We start from the raw sequence: 14,565 nt of genomic DNA, 5'->3' as shown, positions 1-14,565 counted from the left end.
GTCCATGATGTGCTCCGGGCGCCCGGTGGTGGACGCCGCCCATCACCGTGCAGCCCGAGCATGGCACCATCCCGCGGCGGCCGCATCAGGGCGGGCACGGAGACCCGACGAAGAATCACTTGTGCGCCCGGTCCGACCTCGCTACAGTGATGCGCACGGGTTAGTGTTACGTATAACCAACGTCGACCCGACCCGCCCGCCCCCACGCACCACCCTCGACTCGACGGAGAGCCATGACGCCCCGACCCGCCCGCATCGCGACCATGAACGAGGTCGCCGCCGCGGCAGGGGTCTCGCAGGCCACGGTGTCGCTCGTGCTCAACAAGGCGGGCGGCTCGCGGGTCGCCGAGGCCACGCGCCAGCGCGTGCTCGAGGCCGCCGAGGAACTCGGCTACCGCCCGAATGCCGCGGCCAAGACCCTGCGCAAGGGCGCCGCCGGCCTCATCGGGTTCGTCGGCGACGTGGTTGCGAGCTCCCCGTTCGCGGGCCGCATCGTCGAGGGAGCGCAGGCTCGCGCGTGGGACGACGGGATGCTCCTGCTCACGGTCAACACGGGCGGCGACGAGCGACTCGAGGCCGCCGCGATCGACGCGCTCCTCGCGCAGCGCGTCGCCGGCATCGTCTACGCGTCGATGTACCATCGCCGGCTCACGGTGCCCGAGGCCCTGGAAGGCCTGCCGACGGTCGTCCTGAACTCCGAGGATGCGGCGGGCCGCGCCCGCGCCGTCGTGCCCGACGAGTTCGAGGGCGGCCGCGCCGCCACGCGCGCGCTGCTCGAGGCCGGGCACCGCCGCATCGCGATGATCAACATCGAGACGCTGGCATCCGGACTCCCGGCGGCGGTCGGCCGGCACGACGGCTACCGGTCCGCCCTCGGTGACGCCGGGGTCGCGTACGACCGGCGCCTCGTGCGCGAGGGCGACGGCAATCCGCAGGGCGGGTTCGACCACACGCTGGCCCTCATGAGCGCCGCGTCACCGCCCACCGCCATCTTCTGCGCGAACGACCGAACCGCGTGGGGCGCCTACCAGGCGCTCGAGACCCTCGGGCTCGAGGTGCCGCGGGATGTCTCGATCGTCGGCTTCGACAACCAGGAGACGCTCGCGCCCTTCCTGCGGCCGGGGCTCACGACGCTCGGCCTCCCCTTCGTCGAGATGGGCCGCCGCGCCGTCGACCTCCTGCTCGGCGGGCATGCCGCCGACGAGATCCCCGAGCGGATCGAATGCCCCCTGATCGAGCGAGGGTCCGTCGCGGCCCCGAGAGGAGGTCGCGTTGGCTGACACCGCGCTCCGCACCGCATCGGCGACCGACGCCGACGCGACATCCGCACCGCAGGGTGCACCGGATGGCGCGTCCGCTGCCCGCACCGTGCGCTCGCCTCGCACCGCGCGAGGCGGTGACTCCGGCAGCCGGCCGCGGCATCGCTCGCGTCTCCGCAACGTGCTGCGCCACTGGCAGTTATACGTATTACTCGCGCCGACGCTGCTGTACTTCCTCGTCTTCAAGTACTGGCCGATGTACGGCGTCCAGATCGCCTTCCGCGACTACACGCCCGCCGGCGGCTTCACCCAGAGCCCGTGGGTCGGCCTCGAGCACTTCGAGCGGTTCTTCTCGTCGTACCAGTTCGGCACGATCGTCTCGAACACGCTGCTGCTCGCGATCGTGAATCTCGCCTTCCTCTTCCCGATCCCGATCATCATGGCGCTGCTCGTGAACCAGCTCGCGCAGGGGCGCACGCGCCGGTTCGTGCAGAACGTGCTCTACGCGCCGACCTTCATCTCGACGGTCGTCGTGGTCGGCATCCTGTTCATCCTGCTCTCCCCGCGCGCCGGGCTCGTGAACAACGCGATCGTGCTGTTCGGCGGCGAGCCGATCTTCTTCATGGGCTCGGCCGAGTGGTTCCGCCCGGTCTACGTGGCCAGCTCGGTCTGGCAGGAGGCCGGCTTCAACATGGTCGTCTACCTCGCCGCGCTCGCCGGCATCGACCCCGCGCTGCACGACGCGGCGAAGGTCGACGGAGCGAGCCGCCTCCGCCGCATCCGTCACATCGACCTGCCGGGCATCGCGCCGGTCATCTCGGTGCTCTTCATCCTCGCCGTCGGGAACCTGCTGAACATCGGGTTCGAGAAGGCGCTGCTCATGCAGACCGACCTCAACGTGGCGGCATCCCAGCTGGTGCAGACGTACACCTACCAGGTCGGCCTGCAGCAGGCGCAGTTCAGCTACGCCGCCGCGATCGGCCTGTTCAACTCCCTGCTCAACCTCGCGCTGCTGCTCACCTTCAACCAGGTCGCACGCCGCGCGCGCACCTCGAGCGTCTGGTAGGAGCCCATGACCACCCAACTCGACCGCCCCATCACCGCCCGCCGCGGCCGCGACCTGCGCCGTCGCCTCGCCGACCCGCTGTTCAGTGCCGCGACCATGGCGATCCTCGGGCTCGCGCTCGTCGCCGTGATCTACCCGCTCTACTTCATCGTGATCGCGTCGATCAGCGAACCGGCCCGGGTCTACGAGGGCCAGGTCTGGTTCTGGCCCGTCGACGTCACGTTCGACGGGTACGCGCGGCTCCTCGCCGACCCCACCGTCTGGCGCGGCCTCGCGAACTCGGTCGTCTACACCGGCCTCGCGACCGCGGTGAGCGTCGCGCTCGTCGTCTCGGCCGGGTACGTGCTCTCGCGGCGCGACCTGCCCGGGCGTCGCACGCTCACCTTCCTGCTCGTCGTCACGCTCTTCTTCGACGGCGGCATCATCCCGCGCTTCCTGGTCGTGCGCGACCTCGGGCTGCTCGACACCGTCGGGGCGATGATCCTGCCCGGCGCGGTCGCGGTCTGGAACGTCATCGTCGCGCGGACGTTCTTCGAATCCAACCTGCCCGACGAGCTCCGCGAGGCGGCGCAGATGGATGGCGCGAGCGACTTCCGGTTCTTCTTCCGCGTCGCGCTGCCCCTGTCGAAGCCGCTCATCGCCCTGATGATCGTGATCCACCTCGTGTGGAACTGGAACGGCTTCTTCGACGCCCTCATCTACCTGAACAACCCCGACCTGTACCCGCTGCAGCTCGTGCTGCGCAACATCCTCGTGCAGTCCGACCTCTCGGGCAGCGCCAACATGAGCGGCGACCTGCAGAGCTACGAGGCCGCGCAACGGCTGGCCGAACTGCTCAAGTACGCCGCCATCGTCTTCGCGACCATCCCGCTCATGCTGATGGTCCCGTTCCTCCAGCGCTTCTTCACCCAGGGAGCGCTCATCGGCGCGGTCAAGAGCTGACGCCACCACCCCCGCCCCTCGGCATCCACCCTCAACCCGTATCACCACAACCCGCATCACCCGCATCACCCGTTCTTCCCCGCATCACCCATCACCCGCACCACCCCCACCCGCATCACCCGCATCACCCGTTCTTCCCCGCATCACCCATCACCCGCACCACCCCCACCCGCACCACCTCCATCCCGCATTCCCATCCGCTCCGGCCGCAACGCTGCGGCACACGAGAAAGGACTTCCCCATGAACCGACCCCTCGGCGGCCTGCGCCGCCGCATCGCCCCGGCCGCCGCCGCCGGCGTCATCCTCGCGCTCGCGCTCGCCGCGTGCAGCGGGCCGCAGGAGGCCACCGTCGACGACCGGTCGAGCGAGTACGGCTTCAACGAGACCGGCCTGCCGATCGTCGACAAGGCCCTCACCCTGACGATCGCCGGCGAGAAGGCCTCGCTCGCGCCCGACTACAACGAGATGTCGCTCGTGCAGCAGTGGGAGGAGGACACCAACATCGCGATCGAGTGGAACATGCTCGCGCCCGACGTGTACGCCGAGAAGCGCAACCTGCTGCTGGCCTCGAACGACCTGCCCGACGCGTTCTTCAACTCGAAGTTCACCGACGACGAACTGGTCCGATACGGCACCGACGGCACGCTCATCCCGCTCGAGGGCCTCATCGAGAAGTACGCGCCGAACGTGCAGGCCATCTTCGAGGCCCGTCCCGAGCTCAAGGCGGCGGTGACCGCATCCGACGGTCACATCTACGCGCTGCCGAACGCCGAGGAGCTCGGCCTCGCCGCGGTGCCGTTCTTCTGGTCGATCAACACGCAGTGGCTCGACGCGCTCGGCCTCGACATGCCGACGACCGTCGAGGAGTACCACGACGCGCTCGTCGCCTTCAAGACGCAGGACCCGAACGGCAACGGCAAGGCCGACGAGATCCCGCTCAGCTTCATCAACAACTGGTGGTGCGCCGACATCGGCGACCTCTTCGCGGCGCTCGGCGGGATCGCCGACAACGCCGACCACCGGATCGTGCGCGACGACGAGGTGATCTACACCGGTGCCGACGAGCGCTACCGCGACGCGATCGCGACGCTGCACGACTGGTACGAGGAGGGGCTCATCGACCCCGAGTCGTTCACCCAGGACGACAAGACCTACCTCGCGAAGGGCAAGACCGAGACGCCCGTGCTCGGCTCCTACGTCTGGTGGGAGACCGAGGAGGTCGTCGGCGCCGACCGAGCCGACCAGTACGCACTGCTGCCCGTGCTCGACGGCGTCGACGGGCAGCTCGTCGGCCGGTCCAACTACGCCGACTTCGGACGGAGCGCGTTCGCCATCACGAGCGCCAATGAGGTGCCCGCGGCGACCATGCGCTGGGTCGACGAGCTCTACGAGCCCGTGATGGCCGCGCAGGTCTCGTTCGGTCCGATCGGCGAGACCCTCGTCGAGAACGAGGACGGCGTGCTCGAGCAGGCGAAGCTGCCCGACGGCGTGAACGCCGGCGAACTCCGCCAGGAGGTCGCGCCGGGCGCAGGTGCCCCGCACGTGCTCACGCGAGAGCACTTCGAGACGGTCGTGCTGCCCGAGCCGCGCGCCTTGCAGCGGCTGCAGGACCTCGAGGAGCACTACCTCCCGTACGCCGAGCCGCAGAACTACCCGTCGGTGTTCTTCTCGGTCGACGAGCTGCAGGAGATCGGCTCGCTCGAACCCGACATCAAGGCCCTCGTCGAGCAGAAGCGCGCCCAGTGGATCACCTCGGGCGGCATCGAGGACGAGTGGGACGCCTACGTGTCGCAGCTCGAGACGATGGGCCTCGACCGGCTCCTCGAGATCTGGCAGACCGCCTACGACCGGTTCTCCGACGCCTCGTGAGCACGGGACCGGGCGCGGTGGACGTCGCCGCGCCCGGCCCTCTCGGGGGCCGGGCGGTGACGCCGATGGTCGACGTGCGTTTCGAGGGCGACCCGCTCGCCGCGATCGACCTGGTCGGCGGCCGGGCGTCCATCGAGTGCACGGCGGATGACGCGCAGCGCGCCGTGCTGCTCTCACCGCGATCGGCGCCCGCCGCGGCCTCGTCGAGTTGCCTGTACCTCGATGGGTGGACGACGCGAGTCGTGGTGCGGCCGCGTGCCGAGGAGTCGGCGTCGGAGGCGGTCCTGCCGCTCGCGGCGTTCGTCGTCGAGGCGTGGTTCGCACCGCGGGCGTTCGGCCGCGGCGACGAACGCGGACTGACGGTGCTGGTCGACGCGCGCGGTCGCTCAGCGTCGTTCGGCGCCCCGACCGGGTTCGCCCTCGGTCACGATCGCGCCGGCAGGATCGCAGCCGAGGTCGGCGGCGAGTTCGTCGTCGGCGATCCGGATGCGCCGCGGCTCGAACCCGGGCGCTGGCACCGGCTCGCGCTCGCCGTCGTCGACGGGCAGGTCGAGCTGCTCCTCGACGGCCGGCGTGTCACGAGGGTCGAGCTCGAGGCCGCGGGGCCGGTCGGCCTCGTCGTGCCCGACCGCATCGTGCTGGGGCAACCTCGCGACGGCGAGCGCGTCGAGGGGCTGTTCCCCGTCGGCGCGGCGGTCGGCGTGCTCGGGCCGATCCGGATCTCGGCGGGCGCGGCCCAGCTCGCCGTCGACGGGGTCGACCCGAGTGCCGCCGCCGACGTCGCCCCCGACCGCGCCCGGTACGCCGCCGACCCGCACCATCCGATCGCGCACCTCTCGGCGCCGCAGGGTTGGATGAACGAGCCGCATGCCGCGGTGCAGGCCGATGGCGTCCACCACGTCTTCTTCCAGCACAATCCGGCCGGCCCGTACTGGGGCCACATCGCCTGGGGCCACGCGGTGAGCCGCGACCTCGTGCACTGGCAGGATGCCGGCCTCGCCGTGACGCCCGGCACCTCCGCCGTCGCGCCCGACGGCGCGTGGAGCGGCAGCTCGGTGCTCGGGCCCGGCGGCGAGCACCTGCTCTACGTCACCGCGGGCGACGCCTCGCGCGCGCCCGACCAGCGCGTCGTCGTCGCGCGGCCGACCGACTCCGGCTGGGCGACCGACGACCGCGCCGTCCTCGAGATGCCGCGCTCGGCACCAGGGCGCACCGAACCGCTCGTCGCGGGACAGTTCCGCGACCCGTTCGTCTGGCGCGAGGGCGACGACTGGTTCCTCGCCATCGGCGCGGGGCTCGAGGGCTCCGGCGGCACCGCGCTCCTGTTCCACTCGCTGGATGGCGAGCACTGGGAGCAGCAGGCCCCGCTGCTCGTGGGCGACGTCGCCCGCTTCCCCGCGACGGGCGTGATGTGGGAGCTCCCGGTCCTGCTGCCGGTCGGCACCGGCGTCGACGGCATCCATCGTCATGCGCTGTTCGTCGCGCCCTGGTGGGCCGGCCCGAGCGAACACCACCTGCAGCACGTCTGGCACTGGATCGGGGTGTGGGATGCCGCCGCGCGCCGCTTCACGCCCGACCACGACGAGCCGCGCGAGTTCGACGGCGGCGGCCACCTGACCGGGCCGAGCGGCACCGTGTTCGACGACGGCCGCGCCATCCTCTGGACCATCGCGCAGGACACCCGCAGCCTCGGGGAGTTCGCCGCGTCGGGCTGGGCCCACAACGCCGGGCTCCCGCTCGAGCTCGGACTGCACGAGGACGGCACGCTGCTCGTGCGACCCGTCGCCGAGCTCGCGGCCGTGCGCGACCGTGCGATGGCCCCGGTGGTCGAGGTGCCGGATGTCGCGGGCGACGGCTCGCCGACGGGCTCGCCCACGCTCACCCTGCGTGGCCGCCACCTCGAACTCGATCTGGACGTCGAGGGCTCCGGCTTCGAGATCGAGGTGCTCCGCAGCGCGGACGGCATCGAGACCACCGTGCTCGGCGTCACAGGACCCGACGTGTGGATCGACCGGTCGCGCAGCAGTCGCGACCCGTCGCACGTCGAGGCGCGCCGCCGCGCCATCCGCCGGCCCGACGCCCCCGTGGTGCGCGCCCGACTCGTGATCGACGGCTCGATGATCGAGCTCTACGTCGACGACCGCGTCTCGCTCACCTCGCGCGCCTATCCCGTCTCGCCCGATGCCGACGGGCTGCGCCTGCGCGTCCTGGACGGCGCGCGGATCATCCGCCTCGCCGCCTTCGAACTCCACTCCGCCTACCGACCCCGAACCGGACCCCGAACCCGAAAGGCCCATCTCGCATGCTGATCCTCCCCGACCACTGGACCTGGGACTTCTGGCTCGTCGACGACGACGATGACCGCACCCACCTCTACTTCCTCATGGCCCCCGTCTCGCTCGGCGACCCCGACCTGCGGCACGTCAACGCACGCATCGGCCACGCGGTGTCGACCGACCTGCGTGACTGGGAGTTCCTCGGCGAGGCGATCGGCCCCGGACCATCCGGGGCGTGGGACGACCTCGCGACCTGGACGGGCAGCGTCATCCGGGTCGGCGACGAATGGCAGATGTACTACACCGGGGTGAACCGCGCCGAGAAGGGACTCGTGCAGCGCATCGGCCGCGCGCGCAGCACCGACCTGCACCACTGGGTGAAGGACGACGGCTTCGCGCTCGAGGCCGACCCGCGCTGGTACGAGCAGCTCGACCTCGACGCGTGGTTCGACCTCAGCTGGCGCGACCCCTGGGTGTACTTCGACCAGGCGGCGGGGGAGTACCGCATGCTCGTCACCGCTCGCGCGAACGCGGGCGCGCTCGACTCGCGCGGCGTGATCGGGCTCGCGCGGTCGCGCGACCTCGACGAATGGGAGGTGCTCCCGCCCATCACGGCGCCCGGCGAGTTCGGCCACCTCGAGGTGCCGCAGCTCGAGCGCATCGGCGGTCGCTGGGTGCTGTTCTTCTCGGCGTACGAGTGGGCGCACTCCGCCGCGCGCGTCGCCGACGGGCTCGCGGTGTGCGGCACCCATTACCTCGTGGCGGATGACGCGTCCGGGCCGTTCACGCTGGAGACTCGCCAGTTCTTCTCGGGCGACCCGCGCGGCGAGCTCTACGCCGGGCGCGTGCACCGCACCCGCGACGGCGGGCACGTGTTCCTCGCCTTCCTGCAGTACGTCGACGGCGGACCGTTCGTCGGCGGGCTCAGCGACCCGTTCCCGATCGTGGTCGGCGCCGACGGGCGGCTCGGGATCGACCGTGACGGCGACTGGCGGGCGCACGTGCCGGGCGCGGTGGCGGCGGCGCGCTCGCCGGAGTCGCTCTCGGCGCTGCCGCTCGGCTGAGCTCGGCGCGCGGCTGACTGCGCCGGACGCACCCCGAACTGGGGGTGCGTCCGCGCGAAGTCAAGTGATCCTCATCTTGCCCAGCGTCCCTGAACAGGAGGATCCTTCGGAGCAGGTGACGTCTCAATGAGGAGGCCGTCGTGTTCCCAGCACAATCCCGAGTCAGGCCCATCACCGTCGCGATCGGCATCGCCGCGCTCGCCGTCGGAATCACGGGCGCGTTCGCGGCGCCCCCGCAGGCGGCCCACGCCGCGGGGGTGATCGTCGTCGACTCCACCTCGCAGGCGCTCGGGCAGCCCGGGTGCACGCTCCCCGAGGCGATCCTGGCGGCCAACCACGACTCGAGCTGGGTGCCGCTGCCCATGGCGAACGGCCTCAACTTCGAGACCGAGTGCGCGGCGGGCGACGGCACCGACACGATCATGCTCGACGGCGATGCGACGTATGCGTTCAGCGCGCCCATCGACGACGCGTTCAACCACGTCGGGCCGACGGCGACGCCGATCATCACCAGCCACATCGTCATCGAGGGCGCGGGCGCGGTCATCCAGCGCAGCGGCGGCGCGTCGCTGCGCGCGTTCGCGGTGCTCGACGGCGGATACCTCGACCTGCGCAACGTGCACGTGAAGGGCTTCGCGGTGAAGGGCGGCAACGGCGCCGGAGGCGGTGGCGGCGGGCTCGGCGCGGGCGGCGCGATCTACGTGCACGACAGCACGCTGATCGTGCAGCAGAGCACGTTCCAGTCGAACGTCGCGACCGGCGGCAACGGCAGCGCCTCGTTCGGCGGTGCCGGCGGCGGCGGTGGCGGCCTCGGCGGCGACGGCGGCGTGCAGCCGTATCCCGCCGGCGACGCCAATCACATGGGCGGCGGTGGCGGCGGCTCGCGCGGCGACGGCCAGAGCCCGCTCAACGACTTCTACGGACACCCGCCGGGCCGCGGTGGCGGCACCGTGCAGGATGGCGAGGATGGCGGCTACCGCTGCGGCGGCGCCGGAGGCGACGGCGGCCCGCTCCTCACGAGCGACGACGGCGACGACGGCCAGTGCCCCGGCGGCGGCGGTGGCGGCGGCGGCCCGTACCAGGGCCTCGTCGTGTTCTCCGGTGACGGCGGCGACGGCGCGTACGGCGGCGGCGGCGGTGGCGGCGGCTACGACACAGGCGACGGCGGCCACGGCGGCTTCGGCGGCGGCGGCGGATCGGGCCCCGCGTTCGGCCTGCCCGACGACGAGTGGGAGGGCGGCAGCGGCGGCGACGGCGGCTTCGGCGGCGGTGGCGGATCCGGCCCGGGCGGCGTCTTCTTCGGCGACCCCGGCGACGGCGGCACCTTCGCCGGCAACGCCGGCAACCACCACGGCGGCGGCGGCGCGGGCCTCGGCGGCGCGATCTTCGGCCACGCCTCCGAGATCCTGATCGTCAACAGCACGTTCATGGGCAACGCGGCCGTGCGCGGCGTTGCCGGCGGAAGTGAGGGGCGCAACGGTGCGGATGCCGGTGGCGCGATCTTCCTCGTCGCGGGCGAGCTGGGCATCAACAGCTCGACCATCGCGGGCAACGAGTCCACGGGCGACGGAGCAGGTGTCGTGGCGTACAAGCCGACGACGGGCGATGCGACGACCCTCTCGATGTACAACACCATCGTCGCGGGCAACACCGGGCACGACGAGTGCTTCGTGCTCGGCGGGGTCACGAAGGTCGGCGCGAACAACCTCGTGACGCCGCATCCGCTCGACGACACGCGCACCGAGTGCGCCGGCATCACGCAGACGGATGACCCGCAGCTGTCGGCCCTCGCGGACAACCCGCCGGGACTCACGCCGACCATGGCGATCTCGTGGACGAGCCCCGCGATCGACGCGGCCGACCCCGACACCTCGCCGCTCGACGACCAGCGCGGCGTCAACCGGCCGCAGTTCGCAGGCCCCGACATCGGTGCCTACGAGCTCGGACTCTCGAGCGACACCACGCCGCCGACCGCACCCGCGCCGAGCCTCGCGCCCGCGGCCAACGGTGACGGCTGGAACACCGCCGACGTCGTGGTCACGTGGAACTGGTCCGACGACGAGTCGGGCGTCGACTCGACCGACTGCACGCCGTCGACGACGTCGAGCGGTGAGGGGGACGCGATCGAGGTCACCGCGACCTGCACCGACCTCGCGGGCAACGAGGGGTCGGCGAGCGTCTTCGTGAAGGTCGACAAGACCGCGCCGACCGTCACGTGCGACGCGCCGCCGTCCTTCGTGGTGGGCAGCACGCCGACGGGCGGGCCCTCGGCGACCGTCACGGATGAGCTCTCCGGGCCGGTGGCCTCGCCGGTCAGCGCCACGCTCGGCGTGACCGACGTCGATGAGACGGGCGTGTTCAGCATGCCGCTGACCGGGTGGGATGTCGCGGGCAACTCGACGACCGTCGACTGCGACTACGTCGTCGGCTACGACGTCTCCGACTTCCTGCAGCCCATCCCGCAGACCTCGTACAAGCGCGGCTCCACCATCCCGGTGAAGTTCCAGCTCGCCGACGGCAGCGGCCTGCTGAGCGACGCGAGCGCGCGAGCGCTGCTGTCGCCGACCTGTCACGTGTTCGTGACGCTCGATGGACAGGTCAAGGGCTGCGCGACCTACAACGCCACGACCGACACCTTCCAGTTCGACATCAAGACCGCGAAGTCGATCTCGGCGGGCCTGCACACCGTGGGCGTGCGGATCACGTCGGCCGACGGCGAGGTCGTGAACACCGACTCGACGCAGGTGCGACTCCGGTAGGGGTTGGTCGAAGCGGCGCCCGGGGCGGCCGCAACCCCGTTCGGCCCGAGGCGGTGCGCCCTAGGCTGGACGCCCCGACCGAGGAGGCCAGCATGAGCGACACCAGCGACCGCGACGACCGCGACTTCGCCGACGTGGCGAGCGAGCAGGCGCGCCTGCGCGAAGAGCACGACCGCGAGCTCGGCGTCGACCCGTTCTTCGAGGGCGCGAACATCACCGAGAGCGACGGGCCCGACCTCGAGGCCGGCGACGACCTCGACACCGGCGGCGGGCACCGCACGCCGCGCGAGTAGGTCCGGCCGACGGCGCCGCGACCGCGGACCGGCCCGAGCGTCGTCCTGCGATGCGAGAGCACCCGCACCACGGGGCCTGCAGGGGGCGTTCTGGCCCGGATCCTCATGCATTCAGACACGGTCTGAGGTGGTCATCCGGCGCCTGAGGCAGTCGGCGCTCGCAAGATAGGGCATTCGCCCGAGGCATCCGGTGCACCTCAGCGAGGAACCTCAGAGTACGGCCAGAACCGGCCGGCAGACCTGAAGGGATCCGACCATGAACCTCGAAGCCGGATACATCGCCCAGACCCTCCACCTCGAGGACGAGGCCGCGGCCCTCCGCCTCAACGAGCACCGCCGCATCGCCGCCGAGCGCCGCGCCGAAGTGCCCGGCGCAGCCCGCCGTGCCGGCCTGCTGGGCCGATTCGGCACGCGGATGTCGCAGCCCGGCGGCGGCGCGGCATCCGCTCGCCCGGCGCACTGACCCGGCCGCGCCCGACCGGCGCGGTCCGCCGTGCCCGGCCCCTCACGAAGGCAGGATGAGCCGACTCACACGCCCCGCACCGGGCGGATAACCCGGCACATCCTGTTTTCGGCCCCGGCCCCGGCCCCGGCCCCGGCCCTGGCCCTGGCCTCGGCCCCGGCCCTGGCCCTGGCCCTGGCCTCGGCCCCGGCCCTGGCCCCGGCCCCGGCCGGGTATCCGGCCACCCGGGTTCGCAGGATGAGCCGCCTCACACGCCCCATATCGGGCGGACCGCGCGGCTCATCCTGCTTTTCCCCGTGCCGCGCCCGGGGTCGCCTCGCGCAACAGGCGGAATTCGTGCCGCCGCAGCGCCGCGAGCAGCCAGGACGCCGGCGGCCCGAACGCGCGTCGCCCGGCATCGCTCGGCATCGGCGAGATCCCGTCGATCGCGTACGGCCGACCCTTCCACACCACCTCGCCGCCGCCGCCGGCCTCGAGGTTGCGGTACCAGTTGACCTCGGGCCCGTACGTGAGCTCGGCGACGAAGCCGCCGGGCACGCGGGCGAAGATCAGCGGCGTCTCGAATGTGCGGCCGGACGTCCGGCCGGTGTGCCGCACGAGTGCGAACGGACCGGCGCCGCGGCGCGCCATCCGGAGCGTGAGCGGGTTGAGCGTGTGCTGCAGCACGTGCAGCCACGTGCGCTTCACCCGCCCCATCGTCATGAGGCGAGCGTACGTTCACGCTCGGCCGGCGTCGACGAGCTCGCGGCGACCGGCGCGGGCAGCACCCGCACGCCGCTCTCGGCGTCGATGCTGTCGGCGAGGAACCACCGGCCGAGCCGCACCTGCACCCGGCGCGCGAGCGGGAGCCGCCCCCGCTCGTCGGGGCGCAGCACGAGCATGACGCGCGGCTCCGCGCGCGACATCCGCACTCGCTCGGTCTCGCCGACCCGCTGGTGCACCTCGACGACCTCGCCGCCGGGCAGGCGCACGAGGCGCCCGGTCTCGAATCCGTGCTCGAGCACGTCGCGGTCGCGGCGCTGCAGGCCGAGGCACACGCGACGCGCGACCCCGAACCCGATGCACGGTCCCACGATGAGCAGAGCCTGCAGCATCCCGATCACGCCCTCGAACGACACCCGGAACTGCGTCGCGATGAGGTCGGCGCTGCCCGCCGTCCACAGCACGCCGTAGAAGACGATCCCCGCGACGCCGATGCCCGTGCGGGTCGGCGCGAGCCGCGGGCGCTCGAGCAGGTGGTGGTCGCGGCGGTCGCCGGTCGCCCATTCCTCGACGAACGGGTAGACCGCGACGAGCACCAGGAACACGGTGACCACCGCGAGGGGCACGAGGATCGCGAGCGTCCACGTGCGATCGAAGAGCACGACCTCCCACCCGGATGGCACGAGCCGCAGCGCCCCGTCGAGGAACCCGGTGTACCAGTCGGGTTGGCTCCCCGCGCCGGCGTCGCCCGACGACGCGGGGCCGTACAGCTGGAGGGGGTTCACGGTGACCGTCGCCGAGATCGCCAGCAGCACGCCCGTCACGAGCAGGAATAGCCCACCGGCGCGAGCGGCCGCGGTCGGCACGAGCGGCGCGCCCACGACGCGCGTCGCGCTGCGCCCCGGCCCCGGGAACTGCGCGGGCCCCGCCCGCCAGGCCGCCACGGCCCGCAGCGCCACGAGCCCCACGAGCACCGCCGGCACGATCGCGACGTGCAGCGGATACAGGTGCTCGATGATCCGCCCGGGGAACCCGCCGCCGAAGAGCAGCGATGCGAGCCACGTGCCGACGACCGGGATGCCGAGCGCGATGCCCTCGGTGATGCGCAGGCCCGTGCCCGAGAGCAGGTCGTCGGGCAGCGCGTAGCCGCTCCATCCGCCCGCGAGCGCCGCGACGAAGATCAGGAACAGGAGCACCCACATGCCGCGCCGCGGCCGCCGGAACCCGCCCGTGAAGAACGTCGCGACGAGCTGCATGATGATCGACGCGGGCAGCAGCAGTGCCGCCCAGTGGTGCGCCTGCCGCATGAGCAGGCCGCCCGGCACGTCGAACGTGAGGCGCATCGTCGACGCGAACGCCTCCGACGTCTCGGCGCCGTGCAGCGGCGCATAGCCGCCCCGGTAGGTCGTCAGGTCGCTCGAGGGTGTGTAGAAGAACATCAGCCACAGGCCCGTGACGGCGACGACGACCAGGCACGCGAGCGTGACGACGCCGAACAGGTTCGTCCAGTGCGTCGGCACGGCGCGGCGGCGCAGCTCGTCGCGCAGGTCGCCGATGCGGCGGCCGAACACGGTGGCCTCCGCGAGGCGAGCGGCGAGCCGGTCGGTGAGTGACGGATGGCGCGGGGCCGCCGTTCGTGGGCGTCGGCCCGTGCCATCCGGGGTGCTGGTGCTGGTGCTGGTGCTGGTGCTGCGCATGCGCTGCTCCTCACGATCCGTTCACACATACGACCCCGGAGGCGGCCGAAGTGTGACACCGGGGAGCCGGCGCACCGGGCAGGGTGGCGCCGGCGGCTCCTCGATGCTTGACGGCCCCCGCCTGCACGCGCGAGGATTGAGACGATTCATGGGAAATCGCTTTCCCACCACCAC

At 72.2% G+C, this 14,565-nt stretch carries 11 protein-coding genes; 9 read left to right on the top strand and 2 right to left on the bottom strand.

All coding sequences use genetic code 11. From position 1 onward, the window contains the following. The first annotated feature begins 233 nt into the window (after nt 1-233). The 9 genes from JOD46_RS16930 to JOD46_RS16890 all read left to right on the top strand — a co-directional run bounded on the left by JOD46_RS16930 (nt 234) and on the right by JOD46_RS16890 (nt 11,992). Nucleotides 234-1,280, top strand: coding sequence for a LacI family DNA-binding transcriptional regulator (locus tag JOD46_RS16930; RefSeq protein WP_239562858.1), 1,047 nt, complete (start codon nt 234-236; stop codon nt 1,278-1,280). Further along, nucleotides 1,273-2,325: an ABC transporter permease gene (locus tag JOD46_RS16925; protein ID WP_239562856.1), complete on the top strand. Its 1,053-nt coding sequence runs from the start codon at nt 1,273-1,275 to the stop codon at nt 2,323-2,325. The genes JOD46_RS16930 and JOD46_RS16925 overlap by 8 nt, the downstream gene beginning before the upstream one ends. Nucleotides 2,326-2,331: 6 nt before the next feature. Further along, nucleotides 2,332-3,267, top strand: coding sequence for a carbohydrate ABC transporter permease (locus tag JOD46_RS16920; RefSeq protein ID WP_204395626.1), 936 nt, complete (start codon nt 2,332-2,334; stop codon nt 3,265-3,267). Nucleotides 3,268-3,508: 241 nt separating this feature from the next. Beyond that, a complete protein-coding gene (locus tag JOD46_RS16915) occupies nt 3,509-5,137 on the top strand; it encodes an ABC transporter substrate-binding protein (RefSeq protein ID WP_204395625.1) in 1,629 nt (542 codons plus the stop codon). Nucleotides 5,138-5,202: 65 nt separating this feature from the next. Next, the gene (locus JOD46_RS16910; protein WP_204395624.1) at nt 5,203-7,446 is read left to right on the top strand and encodes a GH32 C-terminal domain-containing protein; all 2,244 of its coding nucleotides are present in this window, start codon (nt 5,203-5,205) and stop codon (nt 7,444-7,446) included. Beyond that, nucleotides 7,440-8,477: a glycoside hydrolase family protein gene (locus JOD46_RS16905; RefSeq protein WP_204395623.1), complete on the top strand. Its 1,038-nt coding sequence runs from the start codon at nt 7,440-7,442 to the stop codon at nt 8,475-8,477. The genes JOD46_RS16910 and JOD46_RS16905 overlap by 7 nt, the downstream gene beginning before the upstream one ends. Before the next feature lie 140 nt (nt 8,478-8,617). Then, on the top strand, nt 8,618-11,236 hold the full coding sequence (locus JOD46_RS18975) for a choice-of-anchor Q domain-containing protein (RefSeq protein ID WP_204395622.1): 2,619 nt from the start codon (nt 8,618-8,620) through the stop codon (nt 11,234-11,236). A gap of 92 nt (nt 11,237-11,328) precedes the next feature. Further along, nucleotides 11,329-11,529 (top strand): hypothetical protein, encoded by a 201-nt coding sequence (locus JOD46_RS16895; protein ID WP_204396875.1) that lies wholly within the window; start codon nt 11,329-11,331, stop codon nt 11,527-11,529. A 256-nt stretch (nt 11,530-11,785) separates the two neighbouring features. Next, nucleotides 11,786-11,992, top strand: a complete 207-nt coding sequence (locus JOD46_RS16890) for a hypothetical protein (RefSeq protein ID WP_204395621.1) — start codon at nt 11,786-11,788, stop codon at nt 11,990-11,992. Nucleotides 11,993-12,271: 279 nt separating this feature from the next. On the opposite strand, the gene JOD46_RS16885 is transcribed toward JOD46_RS16890, so the two are convergent. Both JOD46_RS16885 and qcrB read right to left on the bottom strand, forming a co-directional pair. Further along, entirely contained in the window at nt 12,272-12,694 is a 423-nt protein-coding gene (locus tag JOD46_RS16885; protein ID WP_204395620.1) for a PNPOx family protein, read from the bottom strand. Then, complete coding sequence (qcrB, locus tag JOD46_RS16880) at nt 12,691-14,391, bottom strand: cytochrome bc1 complex cytochrome b subunit (RefSeq protein WP_204395619.1); 1,701 nt, start codon at nt 14,389-14,391, stop codon at nt 12,691-12,693. Before qcrB ends, JOD46_RS16885 begins: the two co-directional genes overlap by 4 nt. Between the last annotated feature and the right edge of the window lie 174 nt (nt 14,392-14,565).

Origin of the sequence: Agromyces aurantiacus (genome assembly GCF_016907355.1) — a bacterium.
Lineage (GTDB): Bacteria > Actinomycetota > Actinomycetes > Actinomycetales > Microbacteriaceae > Agromyces > Agromyces aurantiacus.
Note: the sequence above shows the minus strand (reverse complement) of the source record. Positions and strands in the feature narration are given on the sequence as shown.

What these genes read in the sequence shown, in the direction of transcription:
- JOD46_RS16930 (WP_239562858.1), top strand. Translation starts at nt 234, where the DNA reads ATGACGCCCCGACCCGCCCGCATCGCGACCATGAACGAGGTCGCCGCC.
- JOD46_RS16920 (WP_204395626.1), top strand. Translation starts at nt 2,332, where the DNA reads ATGACCACCCAACTCGACCGCCCCATCACCGCCCGCCGCGGCCGCGAC.
- JOD46_RS16915 (WP_204395625.1), top strand. Translation starts at nt 3,509, where the DNA reads ATGAACCGACCCCTCGGCGGCCTGCGCCGCCGCATCGCCCCGGCCGCC.
- JOD46_RS16910 (WP_204395624.1), top strand. Translation starts at nt 5,203, where the DNA reads ATGGTCGACGTGCGTTTCGAGGGCGACCCGCTCGCCGCGATCGACCTG.
- JOD46_RS16905 (WP_204395623.1), top strand. Translation starts at nt 7,440, where the DNA reads ATGCTGATCCTCCCCGACCACTGGACCTGGGACTTCTGGCTCGTCGAC.
- JOD46_RS16895 (WP_204396875.1), top strand. Translation starts at nt 11,329, where the DNA reads ATGAGCGACACCAGCGACCGCGACGACCGCGACTTCGCCGACGTGGCG.
- JOD46_RS16890 (WP_204395621.1), top strand. Translation starts at nt 11,786, where the DNA reads ATGAACCTCGAAGCCGGATACATCGCCCAGACCCTCCACCTCGAGGAC.
- JOD46_RS16885 (WP_204395620.1), bottom strand. Translation starts at nt 12,694, where the DNA reads ATGACGATGGGGCGGGTGAAGCGCACGTGGCTGCACGTGCTGCAGCAC.
- qcrB (WP_204395619.1), bottom strand. Translation starts at nt 14,391, where the DNA reads ATGCGCAGCACCAGCACCAGCACCAGCACCAGCACCCCGGATGGCACG.